The organism is Salinimicrobium tongyeongense, from assembly GCF_026109735.1.
GTDB classification, from domain to species: Bacteria; Bacteroidota; Bacteroidia; order Flavobacteriales; family Flavobacteriaceae; genus Salinimicrobium; species Salinimicrobium tongyeongense.
Genome location: NZ_CP069620.1, coordinates 1,255,863 through 1,279,993, shown reverse-complemented (window position 1 = coordinate 1,279,993; position 24,131 = coordinate 1,255,863). Strand labels below are relative to the sequence as shown.

General features: G+C 38.9%; 16 protein-coding genes and 2 pseudogenes. 12 read left to right on the top strand and 6 right to left on the bottom strand.

The features are described 5' to 3' along the window. Positions 1-126: 126 nt before the first annotated feature. Positions 127-1,323 (top strand): IS256 family transposase, encoded by a 1,197-nt coding sequence (locus JRG66_RS05570; protein WP_265163636.1) that lies wholly within the window; start codon positions 127-129, stop codon positions 1,321-1,323. A gap of 181 nt (positions 1,324-1,504) precedes the next feature. Here JRG66_RS05570 and JRG66_RS05565 read toward each other — a convergent pair whose 3' ends face one another. From JRG66_RS05565 to JRG66_RS05555, 3 genes and pseudogenes are all read right to left on the bottom strand, one after another. Then, positions 1,505-1,825 (bottom strand): hypothetical protein, encoded by a 321-nt coding sequence (locus JRG66_RS05565; RefSeq protein WP_265164814.1) that lies wholly within the window; start codon positions 1,823-1,825, stop codon positions 1,505-1,507. 570 nt (positions 1,826-2,395) lie between these two features. Next, positions 2,396-3,421: pseudogene (locus JRG66_RS05560) on the bottom strand (IS481 family transposase); the annotation flags it as partial. 76 nt (positions 3,422-3,497) lie between these two features. Next, positions 3,498-5,141: a DEAD/DEAH box helicase family protein gene (locus JRG66_RS05555; protein WP_265164812.1), complete on the bottom strand. Its 1,644-nt coding sequence runs from the start codon at positions 5,139-5,141 to the stop codon at positions 3,498-3,500. 164 nt (positions 5,142-5,305) lie between these two features. Here JRG66_RS05555 and JRG66_RS05550 point away from each other — a divergent pair, with 164 nt between their 5' ends. From JRG66_RS05550 to JRG66_RS05535, 4 genes are all read left to right on the top strand, one after another. Further along, on the top strand, positions 5,306-7,462 hold the full coding sequence (locus JRG66_RS05550) for a site-specific DNA-methyltransferase (protein ID WP_265164811.1): 2,157 nt from the start codon (positions 5,306-5,308) through the stop codon (positions 7,460-7,462). Position 7,463: 1 nt separating this feature from the next. Further along, positions 7,464-10,349: a type III restriction-modification system endonuclease gene (locus tag JRG66_RS05545; protein WP_265164810.1), complete on the top strand. Its 2,886-nt coding sequence runs from the start codon at positions 7,464-7,466 to the stop codon at positions 10,347-10,349. 432 nt (positions 10,350-10,781) lie between these two features. Continuing rightward, positions 10,782-12,809, top strand: a complete 2,028-nt coding sequence (locus JRG66_RS05540) for a PAS domain-containing sensor histidine kinase (protein WP_265164809.1) — start codon at positions 10,782-10,784, stop codon at positions 12,807-12,809. Between the two features lie 34 nt (positions 12,810-12,843). Then, positions 12,844-13,194, top strand: a complete 351-nt coding sequence (locus tag JRG66_RS05535; RefSeq protein WP_265164808.1) for a response regulator transcription factor — start codon at positions 12,844-12,846, stop codon at positions 13,192-13,194. Between the two features lie 428 nt (positions 13,195-13,622). On the opposite strand, the gene infB is transcribed toward JRG66_RS05535, so the two are convergent. From infB to rimP, 3 genes are read right to left on the bottom strand one after another with little or no spacing between them, the layout of a single operon-like run. Further along, positions 13,623-16,409, bottom strand: a complete 2,787-nt coding sequence (infB, locus tag JRG66_RS05530) for a translation initiation factor IF-2 (RefSeq protein WP_265164807.1) — start codon at positions 16,407-16,409, stop codon at positions 13,623-13,625. A 31-nt stretch (positions 16,410-16,440) separates the two neighbouring features. Beyond that, entirely contained in the window at positions 16,441-17,685 is a 1,245-nt protein-coding gene (nusA, locus tag JRG66_RS05525) for a transcription termination factor NusA (RefSeq protein ID WP_265164805.1), read from the bottom strand. A gap of 12 nt (positions 17,686-17,697) precedes the next feature. Further along, the gene (rimP, locus tag JRG66_RS05520) at positions 17,698-18,162 is read right to left on the bottom strand and encodes a ribosome assembly cofactor RimP (protein WP_265164804.1); all 465 of its coding nucleotides are present in this window, start codon (positions 18,160-18,162) and stop codon (positions 17,698-17,700) included. 168 nt (positions 18,163-18,330) lie between these two features. Here rimP and JRG66_RS05515 point away from each other — a divergent pair, with 168 nt between their 5' ends. The 7 genes and pseudogenes from JRG66_RS05515 (at position 18,331) to ric (ending at position 24,049) form a co-directional block, all read left to right on the top strand. Then, entirely contained in the window at positions 18,331-19,167 is an 837-nt protein-coding gene (locus JRG66_RS05515) for a universal stress protein (protein ID WP_265164803.1), read from the top strand. A gap of 351 nt (positions 19,168-19,518) precedes the next feature. Next, on the top strand, positions 19,519-19,698 hold the full coding sequence (locus JRG66_RS05510; protein ID WP_265164802.1) for a hypothetical protein: 180 nt from the start codon (positions 19,519-19,521) through the stop codon (positions 19,696-19,698). Between the two features lie 201 nt (positions 19,699-19,899). Further along, a pseudogene (locus tag JRG66_RS15580) lies at positions 19,900-20,255 on the top strand (PAS domain S-box protein); the annotation flags it as partial. A gap of 12 nt (positions 20,256-20,267) precedes the next feature. Further along, entirely contained in the window at positions 20,268-21,170 is a 903-nt protein-coding gene (locus tag JRG66_RS05505; protein ID WP_307726319.1) for a sensor histidine kinase, read from the top strand. Continuing rightward, positions 21,167-22,219, top strand: a complete 1,053-nt coding sequence (locus tag JRG66_RS05500) for a response regulator (RefSeq protein WP_265164801.1) — start codon at positions 21,167-21,169, stop codon at positions 22,217-22,219. Before JRG66_RS05505 ends, JRG66_RS05500 begins: the two co-directional genes overlap by 4 nt. Before the next feature lie 95 nt (positions 22,220-22,314). Then, positions 22,315-23,127, top strand: a complete 813-nt coding sequence (locus tag JRG66_RS05495; RefSeq protein ID WP_265164800.1) for a universal stress protein — start codon at positions 22,315-22,317, stop codon at positions 23,125-23,127. 193 nt (positions 23,128-23,320) lie between these two features. After that, positions 23,321-24,049: an iron-sulfur cluster repair di-iron protein gene (gene ric, locus JRG66_RS05490; protein ID WP_265164799.1), complete on the top strand. Its 729-nt coding sequence runs from the start codon at positions 23,321-23,323 to the stop codon at positions 24,047-24,049. The last annotated feature ends 82 nt before the right edge of the window (positions 24,050-24,131 follow it).

The window sequence follows — 24,131 nt, the reverse complement described above, 5'->3', positions numbered from 1 at the left end:
TTTGGATAACCAAGCTTTTGAGGGGACTATCTCAAAAAATGTGTAAGTAGAAAATATGGGGGTTTGCGAACGCCCATATTTTTTTAACCTTGCCTGCAAATTCCAGGCACTAATATTTACACAGTAATGAAAAAAGAAGATCTATTCGATGATGAGTTTTTAAAACAGTTTAAATCAGGAGAAGAACTTAGTAGTTTTCTCAAGCAACTTCAAAAACGTGGATTGGAGAAAATGCTTGAAGGTGAACTGGATGGCCATTTGGATTATGATAAGCACCAGAAGTCTGGATCTGGAAATACCAGGAATGGCTATACTAAAAAGAAGGTTCGGAGTTCTTTTGGTGAAGACACTGTAAAGGTTCCCCGGGACCGGGATGGATCCTTTAATCCTATGATCGTTCCCAAGCGGCAGAACATGATTGATGGCATCGAAAATGTCATTGTATCGCTGTATGCCAAGGGAATGAGCAATAGTGATATTGAAGAACAAATCTCTGAGGTGTATGGCTTTGATGTCTCTACTTCTACTATCTCCCGAATTACAGACCGAATCAGCAATGATATCGTTGCCTGGCAAAATCGTCCTTTAGAGCCCGTTTATTTGATTGTCTGGATGGACGGAATCGTCTTTAAAGTACGAGAGAACTCCAAAGTAGTCAACAAGACGATTTATATAGCTGTAGGTCTCAAAAGAGATGGTAAAAAGGAAGTTCTTGGTCTTTGGCTTGGAAAGAATGAATCTGCAGCCTTCTGGATGAGCGTATTGACAGATATGAAAGCTCGGGGAGTTGAGGACATTTTAATCACTGCTACCGATAACCTCAATGGATTTACCGATACCATCAAAAATGTTTTTCCACAGTCTAAAACCCAAATTTGTGTAGTGCACCAGATCAGAAATGCCTGTAGATATGTAGTTTGGAAAGATAAAAAAGCCTTTACCAAAGACATGAAGCTCATTTATGATGCACCTACTAAACAAGCCGCAGAAGCTGCTCTAGAGGATTTTGCTAACAAATGGAACTCCAAATATTCTTATGCAATAAAAAGCTGGAGAGACAACTGGGAAGACCTTACCGTCTTTTATGAATTCCCGCTGGAGATCAGACGAATTATTTATACCACCAATCTTATTGAGAATCTGAACGGGAAGATCAGAAAGTACACTAAAAACAAATTATCCTTCCCAACCGATGATGCTGTAATGAAATCTGTATATTTGGCTCTGAGGGAAGCAACCAAAAAATGGTCAGTGCCTATTAGAAACTGGGGAATCGTCCTCAATCAGTTCTTGACTATATACGAAGAAAGGGTTCAACTTTAGATAAAAAGTCAAACCCCTTTATTTAAACTTACACACTTTACGGGATAGTGTCCTTTTGAGATGGTTTACTCCTAATAATCAAAACCACTGAAAACGTGCAATTGCAAGAATCTGTGCAGATTTATCTCATTTAGAGAAATTTCTATATATAACATATAGGGGATAAATCTGCATGAAGATTCTAATTTTCTATATCCTCTATTAAATAGTAATATTCATCATCCAAAAGTTTATGGAGTATTAAGTCTTTAGAAGTGATAAATCTAGGGGATGGATTCAATTTTGGATAACTGAACCGTCGAGTAGCTAATTGAAAATCCAATTTTTCTTGTTGGTCATGAATAACTTTTCTTTCTTTCTTCTGAAGTTTTGTTTTAGCTTCATTAATATCTGGCAAATTTAGTTCAAACATATATGTAGCTTTTCTATTTCCTTTAGGATCCGTTCTATACTTCTGATTAGGATTGATATAAAAAAGGCCATTTACAAGGCCTATTAGCAAGTTCTTTTTATAATTAATAACCTCTTTTGATGGTAATTCAATTTCTATTTCATCTAAAATAAAACTTGATTTTAGCGGAAATTTAAGCTCAGCATCGAGGAGGTATTTATTTAAAACCTCATAATTAATATAGTCATAGGAGGTTAAAAAGGAGTATGTTTTGATGACAAGATTAAGGGTGGAGGAAGTAACTGCATCTTCCCTTAGAGTTAACGGGTTAATATTTTTTTTTCTTTTTAATGAAGGGGGGTGTAAAGGATATTGGTGATAATCTAGTTCCAGGTAACGTCTAAAGAGATCATTAATATGAAGAGATATTAAAGTGGATTTTCTTTTATTAGTGGGAGTGGTTTTTATAAAGTAGAGTGTAATAGCTCCGATCTCGTCTGACAGTTAAGAGTTTTTTTAGGCATTTTGACTTTTGGAATAAACCTGATTTAGGGGCTCGTTTGGAGCCCCTTGACCATTCCAGTCGTCAGGCAAGTTATTCCTGACAGGTTGGTCTCCACCAGAGCCTGTTTCCGCTTTACCTGCCTTTAATAAAGGTACGAGTTTTTCCGATTGTAAATCCAGCATTTTTTCATCAGCCAAATGTTTGCTGTCGAGCAAAGTTTGCATCGGAGTTTTTCCAAAACAATGTTTTCCGGAGTGGGTTCTTTCATTGTTATAGTAGTTTAACCAATCATCCAGATCAGCTTGTATCTCCTCTATGGAGGTGTAGATCTTTTTCCTAAAGGTAATGGCGTAAAACTCATCCTGAATCGTCCTGTGGAAGCGTTCACAGATTCCGTTGGTTTGCGGGCTTTTAGCCTTGGTCTTTGTATGATCTATATCCTCGATAGCCAGGTAAAGTTGATATTCGTGGTGCTCTCTATGGCCACAGAATTCTGTGCCTCTATCGCTTAATATTCTTAAAAGTCGCAGGTCTTGCTCTTCGTAGAAGGGTAACACCCGATCATTTAGCATATCAGCAGCTACAAGAGCATTTTTACGATCATAAAGTTTAGCATGGGCTACTTTGCAATACGTGTCAATGAATGTTTGCTGATAGATTCTTCCAACTCCTTTGATGGTTCCTACATAATAGGTATCCTGAGCTCCAAGATAGCCGGGGTGGTGGGTTTCTATTTCTCCATGGGCTTTCTTTTCTTCTTTCGCTTTCTCCAAGGCATTTAGTTGAGCATCAGTCAACACCAGTCCATCCTGGGCCATTCTGGCTTCTAAGTACTTCAGCCTTTTTTTAAAAGTCTCCAGATCATTGCGTAACCATACACATCGAACACCTGCTGGTGAGATAAAAATTCCTTTCTTTTTGAGTTCATTGGAAGCGCGAAGTTGTCCAAAAGCAGGATAATCAAAAGCAATCTGGATTGCTGCTTTTTCTGTTTCTTCTTCAATCCTATTCTTAAGATTTGGCCTTCTTCTATTGAGCTCTCGTAGTGCTAACTCACCTCCCTGGTCATAAAGTTCTTTAAAGCGGTAAAAACTATCCCTGCTATAACCAAAGAGTTTACAAGCCTGGGACACGTTTCCTAATTGTTCTGCTAACTGTAATAAACCTACTTTAGATTTAATTACCTTTGCTTCTGTATTCATTCTGACAGTTTTAAGGGTTAATGTTTTTTGTTTCAACTCTTTAAATATAATCCTTAACTGTCAGATTTTATCGTGTCTATTTCAAGTAGAGACTCTTTGGAATGTCTTGTATAAATTCATCTACCGTGTATAAAGGATATAGTATTCGGGAAATAAAATCAAACTGTGAAATTATTTCTAAAATTTCTTTGTCAAGATCTTTCTTTTTAATATTCTGAATATTTCTTCTAGCTTTCAAGAAATCTTCTAACTTCCATTTTTCATAAGCATCCTTAATTGAGGTGAAATAGTGAAGGAGAGCTTGAAAATAATTATCCTGACGCACAATAAAATCTGAAACAATAGACTGGTACTTTAATTCATCCAATTGTTTATAAATTCCGTCATCTATTTGTTGGGGGTTGTCATCTATGGATTCAGTTAGAACTGAGGTTACATCATCATGTTTATTTAATGCCTTTACCAATTCTATTGGGGTATTGAAGGTGTAGGATATTTGCTCTACAAAATAAGCTTCCTGAATAACCAATCTTTCTATTGTGCTTTCTAACAACTGAACTGGAGATCCAATAAAGGTTTCATTATGAAAATTTCTGTCAAACTTGAATAAGTTTTCCTCCCCTGTGTAAAAAATTTTTATAGCATCTAAAAGTCTCTGATAGAAAAACCTTTGATGATTTCTTTCCTCTATTAATTCCTGTCTAACCTCTTCTACAGGTCTTTCATTCTTAAGATAATTTTTGTTTACAATTTCAATTTCTATATCAGGTTTCTTGCGGAACCTTTTAGAGAATTGTTTTATTTCTGTTGGATTGAACTCATCTATCATTAAAGCCTTTCCAATATTGTCATTGAGTATATTGGCGCCAGTGCTAATGACATTGGTAGTAATTAAAAATTGGTAATCTTTTTGAATAAAAGATTCTTTTTCTAGAGTTTTATAAACTGCTGTTTGTTTTCTCTTAGATGTCAATACAAAAGCTTTGCACTTGAAATTATCCTCAATAGCACTTTTTATGGAATCACATTTTTTAGTGTTTCTTATGTATATCACATTTAATTTTTCCTTACCGTATTGCATAAGACAGTTCTCCGCAAAAGACAAAGCTACCGCCAAATATTTTGTGTTTGAATAATCAACTTTAACTCTGGCTTTTATTTCACTTCTTACAACTCTCAGTTCCGAAAGGGAAAGTAACTTCGTAATGCCGTGGTAAGGAGTGCCTGTCATTAAGACCATTTTAGCTGAAGTTTTATATAGAGATTGAATTGCTTTTACAAAAAAGTCTCTCTTGCCTTCCTTTTTATAACTATAAAGGAGTGAGTGCGCTTCATCAATTATTAATAAATCATTGGAGTGGAGATCCTCTTCAATTAATCTTAAGCTTTTGTATGTGGTAGTAATAATTTTATCTTGAGGGAGAAGTTGCTTTCTTCTAGAGGCTGCATTTAATTCAAGATCAACATTGATATTTTTCTTTTCTAATGCTCTTTTGAATTGGCCTTGAATGATTAGGTAAGGGCTACAGAAAATTATTCTTCCTTTTTTTTTATTTTGTAGGTGGGTGATACAGAGATTGGCAAAGAAGGTAGTTTTACCACTACCTGGACTAGCATTAAGAAGAACTCTTCTGTTTTCTTCAATAAAGGCTAAAATAAATTCCTTCTCTTCTGAAATGTATTTTTTTATGGGTATTTCTACGGGGCTTTTTGAAGTCATTCTCTGAAAAAATATAGGCGGCAATTTCGCAAAATTATTAGTAAGAGAAGGTAATAACTCTTTAATTTGTAAATGAACTCCTACTACAATTCAAGGTTAATATGAACTTTAAATTGGCGCTTTAGAGAAGTGTAGTACCTTTAAAACTGAGATAATTTATAATTATGGGCAACGAAGAGAATAGATCTAACCTAACAGAATCAATCCCAAATAATATTGAAATCCTGAAAAAATATTTCGGACAATGTTTTACCAAAACTGGAACTTTCGATATTGAAAAGTTTAAACAAGAAATTGCAGAGAATGAAGTAGACTTTTCAGTGGAAAGTTACACTCTAGATTGGCTGGGGAAATCCTATGCTCAGATTTTAGCTACTAACGATCCAACCACGTTATTGAAAGAGGATGAAGCCTTTAATAATAAAGAGGGCAATAAGGATTCTCAGAATTTATTAATTAAGGGAGATAATCTTGAGGTACTAAAACACTTATCAAATGCCTATAATGAAGCTATTAGACTAATATATATTGATCCCCCCTATAATACTGGGAGTGATGGTTTTGTTTATAAAGATAACCGAAAGTTTACAGTAGATGAATTAAAAGAATTGGCTGGTATTGATGAAGAAAAAGCCAAGAGGATATTAGATTTTACTCAGAGCAATAGTAACTCTCATTCTGCATGGTTAACTTTTATGTATCCTCGTTTATACATTGCAAGACAATTATTGGATGAGGATGGGGTCATTTTTGTATCTATTGATGATAATGAAGTTGCCCAACTTCGCGTGTTAATGGATACTGTTTTTGGTGAGGAAAATTTTATTGCTCAAATTGTTCATAATAAACTTAATTCTAAAAATGATACTACTAATGTTCAAAAGAACCATGAATATTTGATCTGTTATAGGAAAGAAACACAATATATATCAGCAACAGATATTAAAGCATCATTAGAAAGAAAAAAAGTTGTCACAAAAGAAGTTTTCAAAGAAGAAGACAAGTTTTTTGAAATTAAAGATCCTATTACTACTAGAGGAGACGGAGGTACATTGAATAAGCGACATAATTTAGGCTACACTGTTTATTATAATCCTGAAACAAAAGATTTTCAGGGAATTCAAGATTATAATATTGAATTAGCCAAGACTTCGAATAATGAGGAAGAAGTTTATGAAGATAATATTGATCTTTTAGAAAGAGGTTATATTAAAATCAGACCTCCAAAGGTTCGTGGAAAGTTGGGAGCATGGACATGGGAGTTGCCAAAATTCACAAAGGATAGCGCAAAGATTATTATCAAAAAAACTAAAAACGGATATACTGTAAATAAAAGAAATTTTATTCCTTCAGAAAATGTTGAGTCTATAGATGGAAAATTTTATGTTACATATGATGATACCACAAATAGTAGAAGCATATTAAAGTTTTCCACTAATGATGGAACCACCCAATTAGCCGATCTTTTAGGAGTTAGTGGGGTCTTCAGTAATCCTAAAAACAGGAATTTAATTAAATATATAATTAGTTTAATACCAGATAAAGACTTTATTGTTTTAGATTTTTTTGCAGGATCAGGAACTACTGGAGATGCAGTAATGGAGTTAAATGCAAATGATGGTGGAAATAGAAAATATATTTTAGTGCAACTACCAGAAATTATTGACCCAAAGAAAGATAAGGCAGCATACGATTTTGCTAAAAATAAACTGAGTGTAAAAACACCGACAATATTTGATATTACCAAAGAAAGGTTGATCAGGTCAGCAAAAAGGATAGAAAAAGAGAATGTGGATAAGCCTTCAAGTTCAAAAAAAGAATTATGTGAATTCTGTGGTAAGAAGCATACCGTTGAAATTCCAGAAAGCAAGGCAAGAGATTTGTCTGAAATGGATTTAGGGCTAAAAATTTTTGAAACTTTTCCTGTTTGGGAGGACTACAATTTGAAAGCAGAGAAACTAGAAGCTCAAACGAAATTATTTGATGAAAAAAAATTAGTTGATGAGGATTTAAAAGCATTGCTTACAACATGGAAAACATATGATGGAATTGCATTAACAAATGAACTGGAGGAAATCTTGTTAGGGAATTACATTTCCTACTTTACGGAAAAAAGATTGTACTTAGTTAATAAAGGATTTAAAACCATTAATTTAAAAGCTTTGCTTGAAGAAATTGACACTAATAAAAAATTTAATCCTACCTCAATTGTTGCTTTTGGTTATCACTTCGAAAGTAAAAATCTACGAGAGATCGCGGAAAATATAAAGACTTATTCTAATAAGAAGAATATTGATATTGACTTCATAATCAGGTATTAAAATGAAGGGATTTAATTTTGAAAAGAATCTTCAGCATCAGACTCAGGCAGTAGAAAGTACTCTAGCTGTTTTTAATCATCTAGAGATACAGAAATCTTCAGGAGTAAATAAAAATTTCATCAATCCTGTTTTCAATCATAAAACGGGAATGAGATATAGTGAAAACCTAAGGTTAATTCAGGGTCACAATGGGATTAAAGAACTGCCAAGTGGTCAGAGTAATATTTTAGACATTATGATGGAGACAGGTACAGGAAAAACCTATACCTATGTCAAGACAATTTTTGAAATGAACAAACATTTCGGGATTTTCAAATTTATAGTTGTAGTTCCAACTTTATCCATAAAAGCAGGGGCCATAGATTTCATAAAATCTGACACTTCTCGTCAACATTTTAAAGAGCAATATGGAAAAACTATAAGATTGCATAAGGTCGAGAGTATTAAAGGATCTCAAAAGAGAAAATCAAATATGCCTCCTGCCGTTAGTTCCTTCGTTTCTTCTGGTGACTTTGAACACTCAAAAATCCAGGTAATGATAATTAATACTGGTATGATTAATTCTGATACGATGCAGAAGAGTTATGATAAGGGTCTCTTCGATGAATATACCGTACCATTTAAAGGAATATCTGCCGTTAAGCCTTTTGTAATTATTGATGAACCTCACAAATTTTCCCAAGTCAATAAGACGTGGGGAAATATTCAAAAAATGGGACCTCAATTTATTCTTAGATATGGGGCAACTTTTCAGGAATATGAAAATCTTATTTACACACTGTCTGCAGTGGACTCTTTCAATAATAACTTGGTTAAAGGTGTTATAGGTCACATTACAGAGTTTGAAAGTGGGAAAAATGCATTGGTAAGGTTAATAAATACTGATGGTAAAGAAGCTACTTTTGAATTAATAGAAAATGGTAAAAAACAAAGGGTGAAATTAAGTAGGAAAGAAAGCCTTCAAAAAGTTCATTCCGAAATGATCGATTTGATAATTGAGAATCTTAGCAAGAGTAAAGTGGAATTATCAAATGGTCTAGAAATGAAAAAGGGTGATAAAATAAACCCTTATTCCTATGCACAAACTGTACAGGAGACAATGATTCAGAAGGCTGTGAAGAATCATTTCCTAATAGAGAAAGCGCTATTGACGAGAGATGTTAAGATAAAGCCTCTAACTCTGTTTTTCATAGATAATATAGAAGAATATAGGAAGGAAGATGGATATATTAAAAAGACTTTAGAACGATTAGTGGAAGCTGAAATAAGGCACTTACTAAAGGATGAAAAAAACTTGTTCTATAGGAGCTATTTAGAAAAATCTTTAAAGGCTATTTCTCGAACTCATGGAGGATATTTTGCGGTAGATAAAAAAGGGAAGGATTCAAACAAAGAAGATGATATAAGCCAGCAGGTGGATGAAATTTTGCATAACAAACAAGCCATGCTTGATTTGGGTAATCCAAGACGATTTATATTCTCAAAGTGGACCTTAAGAGAAGGTTGGGATAATCCTAATGTATTTCAGATTTGTAAATTAAGAAGTAGTGGAAGCGAGATCTCAAAATTGCAAGAAGTAGGACGAGGTTTACGTTTACCAGTAAATGAATATGGTAATAGGGTAAAGGATGAGCAATTCTTTCTTAACTATTTTGTAGACTTTACAGAAAGCGATTTTATTGATCATCTTGTTAATGAAATCAATTATAAATCTGGAGCAATATCCGCAGAAGAAGTACCAGAGAAACTTTCTGGTGAAATGATAAAAAAAATCTGTGATTTGTATGAGACTAGTGAAGATGAACTACTGGATTTACTTGACCAAGATAATGTTGTAACAAGAACAAATAAATTTAAAGAGGGAGGATTTATATATATAAAAAACAAATATCCCTTAATCTTTCAAGGAGTAGGTTCGAATAAAATTAGAAAATCTACGGAATCAAACAAGAGACTGAAAATTAGAACAGAAAAATATCAGGACTTAAAGGAGTTGTGGGAAAAACTCAATGAAAAAGTGATTTTGGAGTATAAATTTCATGAAGAGTCTCAATTTAAAAAACTGTTGACGGAATTTTTTATAGAACAGAAAGCAAATTTTTCTGTAGAAGGAATAAGAGAGCGTAGATCTAAAATTGAAATAAAAGATGACCAAGCAATTTCATCAGATGAAATTTCTATCCTTGATGAAGATATTACACCTATTTCAACTATGGATTATAGTGAGTTTTTATTGGAATTGGCAGGATCAACAAATCTCAACATTAAGACTATTCATGAGGCTTTAATTGCTTCGGAAATTGAGATTAATAAGTATCTGAATAATTCCACAGTAAGACTTATAAAACAAAACTTTAATAATTTCTTGATGTACAATGCCGTAGATAAGTTCAGCATTGAGTATATGAAAGTTTCAAATACTATTCACCCGACAAAAATTACTAATAGTGAAGGAGAGGTTTTAAAAGAAATTTCCGCCTCAGATGTTGGAGTGAAATATTCTGATTTGCCTGTTAATAAAGACTACTTTTTCGACGAATTATATTATGACTCTGAACTAGAAAAGGAAAATATTGAATCTCCAATTGAAGAAGTAGTAGTCTTCACTAAGATTCCCAAAAATTCCATTAAAATTCCTGTAGCTGGGGGAAAAAGTTACTCCCCCGATTTTGCCTATGTCCTCCATCTAAACAATGGTGAAAAAAAGCTACATTTTATAATTGAAACTAAAGATGTTTCTGGAAAAGATCGCCTGAGAGATGAAGAGAAGCAAAAAATAAAACATGCAGAGAAGTTTTTTGGTGGGAATGTTAAAATCAATTTTAAGACTCAATTCAGTACACAGAAAATTGTAGATTTAATAAAAGAAATCACTGTTAAACCTTAGAATTAGTGGATTTTTATTACAATAAAGGGACCCTTTCTATGGTTTTGCTTGTAATTGGTTGGGAATGACTTGGTTAATGAAATACTGTTCTGTCTCGTCCAGACCGCAAATTGCAAAGAAGCTCCTCAAATACGGGGAGCTTTTTTTCGCAGTAAACGTTAGTTGTGTTGTTTGTGGTAAGTCTTTGACTTACCTGGGTTTAGAAGTAAACCAATGAGAAGCTTTTCCCTTTTTTGGGAAGGGCTTTTTTGTTTTTAGGGCCTTTCAAATCTCCTGCAGGGCCGGGAATCGTGTTAAAGGAATTATAAGGTTGCGTTTTAAGCATTTATTATTGCCTGTAAGACTTATCTTTAATTTTTGATAAGGAATTTTCTTAATTCAAAGATTATAATCCAAAACTCCTTTTTTGGCGCCCTAGAAAACACGAGAAAGATGCAAAGCAATGATGAACCCGAGATAGGTGGTCCGGGAGTATTGGGTGTGGAGTTCAGGCAGCTGCTTGAAGACTCCCCCGTTGCTAATTATTTATGTGATGCAGAAGGTAAGCTCACCTATTTCAATAAAGCAGCCGTAAAGTTGTGGGGAAGGACCCCCAGCCTGGGCAAAGAGTACTGGTGTGGTTCCTGGAAAATATTTTACCCCGATGGTAAACCTATGCCTTTGGAAGAAATCCCGATTGCAAAGGTGCTAAAAAAGGGATCTCGGGAGGAGGGTAGCGAGATTAGAATTGAATGTCCCGACGGTTCTTCCAAATTCTTGCTGGTTTTCCCCAAACCTATCTTTGCAAAAGATGGCCGGTTAGAGGGGGTGCACAGTACACTGGTAGATATTACCGATCAAAAGCGGGATCATATCAAAAAAGAAACCCTTTCGGCTATAGTGCAATCTTCAGATGACGCAATAGTGAGTAAGAACTTACAGGGCATCATCGCGAGCTGGAACAGGGGGGCGCAGGAGATCTTTGGGTACACCGAAGAAGAAGTGGTGGGGCGGTCTATAACCCTATTAATTCCGGAGGAGCGCCTTAGCGAAGAAGATGTGATTCTAGACAAGATCAAGAGGGGAATAAAAATTGACCATTTTGAAACCATCCGAAGGCATAAATCGGGTAGAGAGATTCCGGTTTCTATTACCGTTTCCCCAGTAAAAGATTCCGCAGGAAATATAGTTGGTGCTTCCAAAGTGGCCCGTGATATTACGGCCCGGCTTGAATCCCAGGCGGCAATGGAGAAATATATTCGCAACCTGGAAACGCTGAATACGGTAGGAAAAAGTATTTCGGAAAATTTAGATGTGCAGGGAATACTGCAGCGGGTAACCGATGCCACCACCAAGCTTACAGGGGCGGCATTTGGAGCTTTTTTCTACAATAATCTCGATGACAGGGGCAACACCTTTCAGCTGTTCACGCTTTCGGGTGCTCCCAGGGAGATCTTTGACCACATGGCCATGCCGCGGCATACAGATTTGTTCCTGCCCACCTTCAGGGACAGGAAAGTGGTGAGGGTTGACGATATTACCAAACATAAGGACTTCGGAAAAAATGCACCTTACAAAGGCATGCCAAAAGGGCATTTTTCAGTGGTGAGTTACCTGGCTATCCCGGTAATCTCAAAAAATGGAAATGTTATTGGCGGATTGTTATACGGTCATCCTGAAGCCGGGAAATTTACAGCCGAACATGAACTGCTGGTGCTCAACATCGCTGCCCAGGCCGCAGTTTCTTTAGATAATTCAAGGCTCTTTGAGCAGGTAAAATCTTTAAGTGAAAAGAAAGATGAGTTCATTGCACTGGCCAGCCACGAATTAAAGACACCGCTTACCACTATTAAAGGATATTTGCAGGTGCTGTCAAAAAAGAAAGCCGATAAGATCTCTCAGTTATTTCTTGATAAATCTTTATGCCAGGTTGATAAACTGAACACCCTTGTGGAAGACCTGTTAAACATGTCGAGAATAGAATCTGGTCAGCTCAATTTCAATCTTGAGGTTTTTGATATCCGTGAGATGCTGAAGGAGATCATTGAGACCTTTTCTTACTCTTCGCAGTCTCACCGGGTCACCGAGAAGCTGTGGAATGATTCAGTCATTATTGAAGGCGACAGACAAAGAATAGAGCAGGCGATTCTCAACCTAATGACCAATGCGATTAAATACTCCCCAAAAGCCGATGAGATCTTCGTTGAGCTAGAGGTGGTTGGAGAGAATGTGGTGGTGAAGGTTCGGGATATGGGAATAGGGCTAACCGGGGAGCAGCGTAGACAGCTCTTTACGCGCTTCTACAGGGCCGAAGAGACCCAGGGTATAAGTGGCCTCGGGCTCGGCCTGTACCTTACCAAACAAATCATTGACAGGCACGGCGGAAAGATTGAAGTGAACAGCGAATATGGAAAGGGATCTGAATTCTCCCTTATTCTGCCACTGGCAGTTCAAAATTTAAAAAAAAGTAAATGCATATAGGAAGTATTAATTATTCCTGATTAAAAAAGTTGTGATGAAAGAGATATTTATTGTAGAGGATGACGATGGGATTAGGGAGCTGTTAGAATTTCTTTTGGAAAGTCAGCAGTATGTGGTGAAGACATTTCCCACAGCAAGAGCTTTTTATAAAACCGTTCCTGAAAAAGTTCCCAACCTGTTCCTGCTTGATATTATGCTGCCCGATGGCAATGGTGTAGATCTTTGCAGAGCGCTGAAGGGGAGTGCAGAAACCAGGGGTATTCCTGTGGTTCTTATGTCTGCCCATGCCGATATAAGCAGGACCGAGGGTGCCGATGATTTTATCGCCAAGCCTTTTGATGTTGATGAACTGCTGCAGAGAATAGAGAAACAACTTGCTTCATGAGTTAGTTTGTAGGTGAGGAGTTATTTGATGGAGCTTTAGCTCGAACCTAAAAATAAATTAAACCTGGAAAAAAGACCTGTAAATACAAATAGAGTTGTTGGGTTAAATAAATAGAACTGGAGCTAAGGCCAAGAATTCGCTAATAATACAGCCATTTATAGGTATAAGGGCAGTTTTCAGTTTCTGAATAAATAATAGACTTAATCTGTAAAATATAACTGGAGGCCGCTGTTAATAAGCTTATTGTGTAAATTCTTTGGCCCTGGCTCCTGCAGCCTGCCCTTAGATAGGCGAAACGGTCTTGACTCTTTTCCCGGACAAAAATGATTCGGAATGATATTGTGCTAATTAGAAGGAAGATTATATAAAACCTTCCATAAAAAAAGGCTGCCTCGAAGGGCAGCCTTTTCATTTTCTGTATCTAAACTTTACTTCAGTTTTTTCTTCACGGCTACTTCCTGGAAGGCTTCAATCACATCGCCTTCATGAATGTCGTTGTAGTTCTTGATCTGCAATCCACAGTCGTAACCTTTAGAAACTTCCTTCACGTCATCTTTAAAACGTTTCAAAGAGGCGAGTTCGCCGGTATAAACTACCACGCCATCGCGGATAAGCCTGATTTGGGAGTTTCTGTAGATCTTTCCGTCAGTAACCATACAACCGGCAATACTGCCAATCTTGGATACTTTAAAGATCTCCCTGATCTCTGCGTTACCGGTAACCTCTTCTTTCATCACAGGAGAAAGCATACCTTCCATGGCATCTTTAAGGTCGTTTATAGCGTCATAGATAATAGAATATGTTCTGATATCTATTTCTTCTTTTTCGGCTACTGTACGTGCATTTCCGGCAGGCCTCACATTAAATCCGATAATAATTGCGTCGGAAGCTGAAGCAAGCAACACATCACTTTCGGTAATGGCACCTACTCCTTTATGTATAATGTTCACCTGGATCTCTTCAGTAGAAAGCTTCTGGAACGAATCGGTAAGCGCTTCTACAGATCCATCAACGTCACCTTTAAGAATAATGTTGAGTTCTTTAAAGTCTCCAAGTGCAATACGACGTCCAATCTCATCAAGTGTAATGTGGCGCTGAGTCCTTACAGACTGCTCACGTTGTAACTGGGTTCGTTTTGCTGCAATATCTTTGGCTTCGCGCTCATCGGTCATCACCTTAAACTTGTCACCTGCCTGTGGGGCACCGTCAAGCCCAAGGATGGAAACCGGCGTTGAAGGGCCTGCTTCTTTTACATCTTTTCCGCGCTCATCCTGCATGGCTTTTACCTTACCGCTATGTCTTCCGGCGAGTACATAATCTCCAATTCTAAGTGTACCAGCCTGTACGAGGATAGTAGAGACATAGCCTCTGCCTTTATCTAGGTAGGCTTCAACTACAGTACCGTTGGCAAGCTTGTCAGGGTTGGCCTGTAGCTCAAGAATTTCGGCTTCAAGAAGCACTTTTTCAAGAAGTTCTTTAACACCCAGTCCTGTTTTGGCCGAAATGTCATGCGACTGCACCTTTCCACCCCAGTCTTCAACAAGAAGGTTCATTCCTGCCAGCTTTTCTTTTATTTTTTCGGGGTTTGCCGTTGGTAAATCCACTTTATTTATGGCAAATACAATTGGAACCCCTGCCGCCTGTGCATGAGAGATCGCTTCTTTTGTTTGTGGCATCACATCATCATCTGCTGCCACCACAATAATAGCAAGGTCGGTTACCTGTGCACCCCGTGCCCGCATTGCGGTAAAGGCTTCGTGACCCGGAGTATCCAAAAATGTTATTTTTTGACCATTTTCCAGGTTCACGCCATAGGCACCAATGTGCTGCGTGATCCCTCCGCTTTCACCGGCAATTACATTCTCCTTACGAATGTAATCAAGCAGGGAAGTCTTCCCGTGGTCAACGTGTCCCATTACGGTCACAATTGGGGCTCGCGGAATAAGATCTTCAGGGTTTTCGGGCACTACTTCTTTAGGCTCGTCAATATCGGCTGTAACAAATTCTACTTCATAGTCAAATTCTTCGGCAACTATTGAAAGCGTTTCGGCGTCGAGGCGCTGGTTCATGGTCACCATCATTCCGAGTGACATACACGCGGAAATAATTTGGGTCACCGGCACATCCATCATCGTAGCAACTTCGCTTACGGTAACAAATTCGGTTACCTTCAATACCTTGTTCTCTTCTTCAAGCTGGGCGTCTTCGGTCCTTTGACGGTGAGTATCCCTTTTATTTCTTCGGTATTTCGCACCACGGCCTTTGCCGGATTTCCCCTGAAGTTTTTCAAGGGTTTCCCGCACTTGTTTTTGTACTTCTTCCTCGCTTGGCTCTTCTTTGGTTACCGGGCGGGTGCGCTTTCCTCCAGATTTAGATTTTGCTCCGGCTCCACCCTGTCCTGGTGAGCCTTTCACATCTTTGCTTATACGGCGACGGCGTTTTTTGCGCTTGTCTTTATCGTCTTCAGCTTTTTTATCTTTATCGTCTTTCTTCTTTGCGGGTTTCTTGAACTGAGAAAGGTCAATTTTCTCACCTGTAAAATTAGGGCCGCTTAGTTTTTGATATTTTGTGGCGAGGGTAGAAGATTCTTCTGCCTTTTCTTCTGAAGCTTCAGGCGCAGCCTCCTTCTTAGGACGCTCTTCCTCTTTAGGTTTTTGTTCCTGCTGTTTTGGAGCCGCGGCTTCTTTTTCTGCAGGTTTTGGAGTTTCGGGTTTGGCTTCAGGTTTTGGGGCTTCGGCTTCCGGTTTTGTGGGCTTTGGAGCTTCCGGTTCTTTAGCTTCAGGAGCTTTGGCCTGTGGCTGTTCAGGCGCTTTGGTCTCTTCTGCCTTAGGTTCGGGTTTTTCCGAAGAAGTGGATTTTGGCTTATCGAGATCTATTTTGCCTACCTGTTTTGGGCCTTCCAGGTTTGACTTGGCTCGTATAACCTCCTGCTTCTCCTCCTGCCGGCGCTTTTCTTCCTGTTCCTTCTCCCTTTCAAGACGAAGGCTCTCTTTCTCCTTGCGCTTTTCTTCTCCAACTTCTTTCGCCTCTACCTTCTTACTTTTGTCGGTCTGGAACTCATCAGAAAGCACCTGATATATCTCTCCCGAAATCTTTGTAGTGGGACGCGCCTCTATTTCGTGGCCCTGGGAATTCAGAAATTCCACGGCACGATCCAACGAAATGTTGAATTCGCGTAACACTTTATTTAATCGCATTGTCTTCGCTTCAGCCATAAATTGCCCTCTAAATTAACCTCTTTTATTCTTAACTTTTGTTCTCTTCTTCAAATTCTTCTCTAAGAACCTTCATCACATCACGTATGGTCTCTTCTTCAAGATCGGTTCTTTTGACAAGATCATCTACATCCTGTTCTAATATACTTTTTGCTGTATCAAGCCCAATTTTAGCAAATTCTTCGATGACCCATGCATCAATTTCATCTGCAAATTCTCTTAATTCAACATCTTCTTCAACGCCTTCTCTAAACACGTCTATTTCATAACCTGTCAATTGTCCTGCCAATCTTATGTTATGCCCGCCACGTCCAATTGCTTTTGAGACTTCTTCGGGTTTTAACATCACTTCGGCCCGCTTGTTCTCTTCGTCTATCTTAAGGGAAGTGATCTTAGCCGGGCTCAAGGCGCGGGTAATTAACAACTGGTTGTTGGTCGTGAAATTGATCACGTCAATGTTTTCATTCCCCAATTCACGAACAATACTGTGGATTCTTGACCCTTTCATCCCCACACAGGCACCCACCGGGTCAATGCGATCGTCGTAGGAGTCTACAGCTACTTTTGCTTTTTCTCCCGGGATTCTCACCACTTTCTTCACGTTAATGAGCCCGTCGAACACTTCAGGAATTTCCTGCTCAAAAAGTTTCTCCAAAAATAAGGGAGAAGTTCTTGACATAATAATGGCAGGCTTATTTCCTTTTAATTCCACGCTTTCAATAATTCCTCTCACATTTTCTCCTTTTCTGAAGAAATCTGAAGGGATCTGGCGGTCTTTAGGAAGAATGATCTCGTTGCCTTCATCGTCCAGCAGGATAATTGCACGGTGGCGAATGTGGTGAACTTCGGCAGTATAGATCTCTCCTTCAAGCTCTTTAAAGTGCTTGTAGATATTGGTGTTATCGTGTTCGTGAACTTTAGAAATAAGGTTTTGGCGCAAAGAAAGAATGGAACGACGCCCAAGGTCGATCAACTTCACTTCTTCAGAAACATCTTCCCCAACTTCAAAATCGGGTTCAATTTTGCGGGCTTCGGTAAGAGAAATTTCCTGGTTTGGATCTTCTACTTCTCCATCGGCCACCACCACACGGTTTCTCCAAATCTCAAGATCCCCTTTATCGGGGTTCACAATGATGTCAAAGTTATCGTCTTCTCCGTACTTCTTTTTAAGCGCACTACGCAATACCTCTTCAAGAATTGCCATTAAAGTTGGCTTATCTATAGACTTATCATCCTTAAATTCTGAAAACGAATCTATCAACGCGATATTTTCCATATCCTATGTCTGTTAAAATGTTATTACCACCTTTGCCTCTTTCACATCCTCCAAAGACAAGACAGCTTCTTTATTTACGGTCACTTTTCCTTTACCCACAGGTTTAGGCTCCCTGGCCTTCCACTTGAGCGTAATCTTTTCATCCTCAAAAGAGGTAAGTTCGCCCTCGATCTTTTCTCCTTTAGTTGTAGTCACCGCTAGAGTTCTTCCAATATTTTTCTGGTACTGCCGCGGCATTTCCAGGGGGCTGGAGACCCCTGCCGAGGAAACGTCCAGTGAAAAATCCTGTTCTTCGCGATCAAGGTTATGTTCAATCTTGCGGCTTACCGCAATACAATCATTTACAGACACTCCTTTATCACCATCAATAATGACCGTGATATGGTTTGAGTCGTTAACGTTGAGCTCAATTAAAAATAATGAATTATTTTCTTCGAAAGCTTCCTGCAGTAATTTTTCTACTTTCTCTCGTAACATTCGCGGGTTCGGCTATAAAAAGAGGGGACTTTTTGTCCCCTCGTTGTTCTTTTTTTCGCTTCAACGGTGCAAATATAGTAATATTTTTGTAGAACGAAAACAAGAATTAGAATGAAAAAATATTTGTAGTTTTATAACTAAATCAACCTTACCTATTTACAATTAGCTATGAAAACAATCCTTGTGCCGACCGATTTTTCGGAGCAGGCAGAAAATGCCTTAAAAGTTGCCGCCCAGCTCGCTAAAAAATTTAATGCGCAAATCTACCTTTTGCATTTAATAGAGTTGCCGGTAGACATGGTGAACCCGGTGGGCGAGACACGTTCCAACGATTTGCCCGAGGCCATATACTTTATGAAACTTGCAAAAAAGAGGTTTGACGACCTGCTTTCCCGGCCCTACCTCAAAGGCCTGGAAGTGCAGGATATCGTAGAAATCAATAAAGCATTTGACGGGATTCTTGAAGCCAGTGAGAAACACCATTGCGATTTTATAGTAATGGGTTCACAGGGCGCTTCGGGCTTAAAAGAAATGTTCATTGGTTCAAACACCGAGAAAGTGGTGCGCAAATCCAATATCCCTGTATTGGTGGTAAAAAATGACCATGCCTCATTTGATGTTAAGGATTTTGTTTTTGCCACAAACCTCGAAGCTACAGGAAGGGAAGCCCTTAAAAAAGTGGTGGAACTGGCGCAGTTGTTCCAGGCCCGCCTGCATCTGGTTTATATCAACACCGCCAATGAATTTGTAACTTCAAATGAATGCGATACCAAACTCAAGAAGTACCTGGAAGGCATAGATTTCAGCAACTATGAATTTCATGTGTTCAACGATGATTCCGTAGAGCAGGGGATCCTTAATTTCTCTAAAAAGATGAAGGCCGATCTTATGGGGATCGCCACTCATGGTCGCAAAGGCCTTTCGCATTTTTTTAATGGCAGCATTAGCGAAGACCTGGTGAATCATGCAAACAGCCCGGTGATCACCTTCAGGCTCGAAAAATAGCATTTTGAACTGCCTTTTTTGAGAGGTACGTGCCTAAGTTTTTGCTTTTGATTTTTAAGATTTCTGCGGAAGGTTTTTCTTCTGAATAGCTTTTTTGGCAGCTTTTTAAGTAATGCCGAAGCCAGTAAATTAACAGATGATCCTGAAGCCCACATTGCGGTGCGGGTTCTTGCTTCAGTATTTTTCAATTTTAGGACTGAAGCTGCGCACTCGTTTGCGTTAAGCAATTGAAAGCCATACGTTAAATTTGCGTCAAAGCTGAAAAATAGGCTTAAAATAATTTGCTACAGACGTATCTTTACCGCATATTCTTTTTATATGATTTTAAAGGCAAGTTTTCAATTAGCATTTTTGGCTATAGAGATTATTCTCACTTTTTACAGCAATGTGCTGGAGGATAATCTCATGGTGAAATTCCTGCTTTTTGTGATTACCGCCGTGCTTATAGCCATGGGGGTTACCAAACTTGCAAGCCGGCTTCTGCCGGCCGATAAAGACTATGTCTCTCCCGAAGAGGAGCACGCAGCATAGTTGTGGTTTTACAGGTGCCCGATTGAATGCATGATGTTGTTGACTGTAGACCTGCAACAAAGGATCCGGAGGGGAAATTTTTCCCTCCGGATCCTTTTGATTTTACACCTTTCAAAAATGGCATTTTTGGTTTGTCTTATGTTTAAAGCCTGAGTTATTCTAAAATGTTTAAATTTGACCTTCACTTAAAAAAGACGGGTATTGAGCACTGCCGAAGATAAGCACCTGGAAAAATTTGAGACAGACCAAAATGTATTCAACGTACTTTTTGAAGCTGCATCAGAAGGAATTATAGTTGTTGATACCAATCAAAACATTGTGAGCAGCAACCTGGCTGCCGATAATATGTTTGGGTACACCAAAGGAGAGTTGAAAGGGAAGCCTTTGAACCTGCTTATCCCCCCAAATACCGGTCTGCCCATCCCACTCATTTTAAAGGTTTTCTAAAGGATAGCGAAAAAAGGCAAATGGGTCATGGCCGTGACCTGTACGGTGTGAAAAAGAATGGCGATGAGTTCCCGGTAGAAGCCGGTCTTAACCCGTTCCAAATCGGGGAGGAGCGGTATGTAATGTCCCTTATCATAGATATTTCGGTAAGAAAAGAGGCGCAACGTCAAATTACAGAACTCAACAATGAGCTTGAAGGCAAGATCAAGGTGAGGACGAAAGAGCTCGAAGAGAGTATTCAGAAGCTGCAAAATGCCAATAAAAGCCTTGAACTGGAAATAAAACGCCGCAAGGAGGCCGAAAACCGTATTAAAACAGCTCTTCAGAAAGAAAAAGAGCTCAACGAGCTAAAGACCAAATTCCTTTCTTTAGTATCACATGAATTCAAGACTCCGTTAAGCGGGATTCTCACCTCGGTGGTGCTGGCCGGGAAATACAAACTCGAAGAGCAGCAGGACAAAAGGGAAAAACACCTCAATACCATAAAAAGCAAGGTACACTACCTCGATAACATCCTTAACGACTTTCTTTCAATTGAAAGGCTGGAGAGCGGGAAGGTGAACTACAAATTCACCAGTTTTAGCCTTAGCAAGGTGGTGAACGAGGTGGTTTACAACGCAAATGTCACTTTAAAGAGCGGTCAAAACATTGAGTACACCCGCGATATTGACAATATTGTGCTGCACCAGGACGAGAAAATCCTGGAACTGGTACTGTCAAACCTCTTGAGCAACGCCATTAAATACTCTCCCGAAGATACCCTTATCAAGTTTGAAATAGAGGTTGAAGCAAAGAAAATCAGGTTTATTGTGACCGATGAAGGAATGGGGATTCCTGCTAAAGATCAAAAACATATCTTTGAGCGATATTTCAGGGCCGAAAATGCCCTTTTGAATCAGGGAACGGGAATTGGGCTCAACATAGCAAAAGTACATCTCGAAAACCTGGGGGGCACTATTAGTTTTAGTAGTGAAGAAAACTCCGGAACTCAGTTTATTGTAGAATTACCTATAGTGAAAGAATGAAAAAAGTATTGTTTATAGAAGATGATACCGTAGTACGGGAAAACACAGCCGAATTACTCGAGCTGGCAGAATATGATGTGCTCACGGCAGCAAACGGCCGCTCTGGCCTTGAGGTGGCACGGCAGGAGCTGCCCGATATTATCGTTTGTGATATTATGATGCCCGAGATGGATGGTTACGGAGTGCTTCAGGCCCTTGCCGATGACCCGCAAACCCGCCACATCCCGTTTATATTTCTTTCAGCAAAAACAGAACATAAAGATATTCGCCGCGGAATGGACCTTGGGGCCGATGATTACCTTACCAAGCCTTTCGAAGAAGAAGAGCTTATTAGTGCCATAGAAAGCCGCCTGGCAAAAATGGCAATTTTGAGCAAGCTCCAGGAGAACGCAAAACCTGCTGCCCCTGCCGAGCCACAACAAAAGATCAATTCCCTGCAGGAGCTTAGGGAAGAGGTTAAAAAGTACGAACAGCAGACTTTTAAAGCCGGCGAAACCATCTATGAAGAAGGAAAATTGGGGAACCATTTCTTCTTTGTTGATAAAGGCGTGGTGAAAAGCCACCGTATGGATGAATACGGAAAGGAGCTCATTACCTCTATCTATAAAGAAGGGGATTTCTTTGGGAATACTTCCTTCAAAAAGAGCGATGCTTATAGCGAATATGCCACAGCCATGGAAGAAACCCGTGTGTATGCGGTTTCTAAAGAAGAGCTGAAGAATATCCTGATGAAAAACAGTAATATTACCCTCGAGTTAATAGACGTGATGGGAGATAATATTGCCGGCATCAAAGAGCAGCTGCTCGAAATGGCTTACGGGTCGGTGAGAAAAAAAGCGGCGCGCACTATCCTGTTGTTTTCTCAAAAAATCAGGAGGCATCCTACCCAAAGCATCAGGATTTCCAGGAGCGACCTTGCCAGTGTGGCGGGCATGGCTTCAGAAACACTTATCCGTACGCTTTCCGATTTTAAAAAGGAAGGCCTGCTCGAAATTGAAGGCCGCAATATAAAATTGCTCAACGTAGAGGCGCTTAAAAAGATTAGTTGATCCTGCTAATTTCCTAGAATGATTCAATAACTGATGTTCATCATTTTTTCAGCCTGTCTTCCTGCATATTTTTGCCGGGTAAATAGATGTGACTGATGATGAATATCCTATTGCCTACCGATTTTTCTGAAAATAGCAGGAATGCTGCAGCATATGCGTTGCAGTTCTTTAAGGATACTCCCTGCAATTTTCATTTGCTGAATGTATTCCCGGTCCCGGCAGATAAGATGACGACTGGATACATGTCTATGTCCTCTGAAGTTAAGGAGAATTTTGACAGGCTCATCAACTGGCTGGAAAGCATACGCACCAATCCCGAACATCACTATAAAGTTTGTTTCAAGGCCGATTACCTTATCAATGCTGTAAGGGCTAAAGTTCAGGAAAAGCAGATAGACCTCATCCTTATGGGAACCAAAGGGAAAACCAATAAGGAAGGTGTTGTTATTGGTAAAAATACTTCTGATGTGATGATGAAAGTGAAATGTCCTGTGCTGGCCATTTCTGAACATGCTTCTTTTAAAGAGCACAAGAAGATCCTTTTCCCTACAGATTATAAGATACATTATGGCAGTAAGGTGTTGCGTACCCTGCTCAATCTCGCTTCCCTTTCAAAAGCCAATGTGAAGATCCTTGAGATCTTTAGCAATGAAATGGAACCTTCGGCCGAGCAAATAGAGAACCGCGAATTTCTTCAGGATTCCTTTTCGCCAAGAATTCCGGTGCTGCAAACCTATTACACTTCAAGAGATCAAAACCCGAAAAAAATCCTTGTTGCCAACCGCGATGTAGATATGATTGTGCTGGCGGCAAAAAATCTCAACCTCTGCCAAAAGTTTTTGCGCAACGAGGAAAATGAGAATATACCTTTTATAAACCAGTTGCCATTACTGGTTTTGCATGGTTAGTAGTTTGTTTTAGATTAGTATTATTTAGTTTGTTTTTGTAGTTGGCACCTTCAATTTTGGAGGTGCCAATTATTTTTAACACTAATTAATAGGACAAATTTGTCCTTTATGACTCATCTCATAAATGGCCCTTCCATATTCCATCATCTTTGTAGCTCAAAATTAAACTCCTGTTAATCTAAATATTATGATCATGGAAAATCTACAAAGTAAAACAGTTGCAGAAATGGTGACCGAAAACATCAAAACTGCCCACATCTTTAAGAAATACGGAATCGATTTTTGCTGCGGTGGAGGGATAAGCCTCGAAAAAGCCTGCGAAAAATACAGCGTTGATTACAGGCTGTTGAGCCAGGACCTGCTAAATGTAGATCAATCAGATTCAAGAGCTGTCAATTACAATAAATGGGAGCTCGATTTTCTTACAGATCACATAATTAATGTGCATCACAGTTATGTAGAAGAGAATATTCCGCTATTGCTTCAATATTCGGAGAGAGTGGCGCAGGTGCACGGTTCTCACTACACCGAGCTTCTCGAAATAAAAGAACTGGTTAAAGAAGTGGCCGGAGAGCTGAGTGCCCATCTCAAAAAAGAAGAATTGATCCTCTTCCCGTTCATCAAGAAAATGATGAAGGCCAAAAAAGATAATATTGAATTGCCCCCGGCTCAATTTGGGAGTGTAGATAACCCTATCAAAATGATGGAGACTGAACACGAAGATGCCGGTGAACTACTTAGAAGAATTGCCAGGCTTAGCAATAACTACACCCCGCCCCAGGGCGCCTGCAATACCTATAGGGCATTCTTCGCCAAGCTTGAAGAATTTGAGCAGGACCTTCATCAACACGTGCATCTCGAAAATAACATCCTGTTCCCAAAATCCCTTTTGCTTGAAAAAGAATTGCGTTCAAACCAGTAAAAATTAGAAATAAAAATCCCTTAATCCTGCCGAAACTGAAAGGCTTTGATCAGTGTTCATTTTCGGCTTTTAATGATGTAAA

Coding starts and splice junctions, on each gene's coding strand:
- JRG66_RS05550 (WP_265164811.1), top strand. CDS start 5,306: ATGGGCAACGAAGAGAATAGATCTAACCTAACAGAATCAATCCCAAAT.
- ric (WP_265164799.1), top strand. CDS start 23,321: ATGGAAAATCTACAAAGTAAAACAGTTGCAGAAATGGTGACCGAAAAC.
- JRG66_RS05540 (WP_265164809.1), top strand. CDS start 10,782: ATGCAAAGCAATGATGAACCCGAGATAGGTGGTCCGGGAGTATTGGGT.
- rimP (WP_265164804.1), bottom strand. CDS start 18,162: ATGTTACGAGAGAAAGTAGAAAAATTACTGCAGGAAGCTTTCGAAGAA.
- nusA (WP_265164805.1), bottom strand. CDS start 17,685: ATGGAAAATATCGCGTTGATAGATTCGTTTTCAGAATTTAAGGATGAT.
- JRG66_RS05515 (WP_265164803.1), top strand. CDS start 18,331: ATGAAAACAATCCTTGTGCCGACCGATTTTTCGGAGCAGGCAGAAAAT.
- JRG66_RS05570 (WP_265163636.1), top strand. CDS start 127: ATGAAAAAAGAAGATCTATTCGATGATGAGTTTTTAAAACAGTTTAAA.
- JRG66_RS05505 (WP_307726319.1), top strand. CDS start 20,268: ATGTCCCTTATCATAGATATTTCGGTAAGAAAAGAGGCGCAACGTCAA.
- JRG66_RS05545 (WP_265164810.1), top strand. CDS start 7,464: ATGAAGGGATTTAATTTTGAAAAGAATCTTCAGCATCAGACTCAGGCA.
- JRG66_RS05495 (WP_265164800.1), top strand. CDS start 22,315: ATGATGAATATCCTATTGCCTACCGATTTTTCTGAAAATAGCAGGAAT.
- JRG66_RS05500 (WP_265164801.1), top strand. CDS start 21,167: ATGAAAAAAGTATTGTTTATAGAAGATGATACCGTAGTACGGGAAAAC.
- JRG66_RS05535 (WP_265164808.1), top strand. CDS start 12,844: ATGAAAGAGATATTTATTGTAGAGGATGACGATGGGATTAGGGAGCTG.
- JRG66_RS05555 (WP_265164812.1), bottom strand. CDS start 5,141: ATGACTTCAAAAAGCCCCGTAGAAATACCCATAAAAAAATACATTTCA.
- infB (WP_265164807.1), bottom strand. CDS start 16,409: ATGGCTGAAGCGAAGACAATGCGATTAAATAAAGTGTTACGCGAATTC.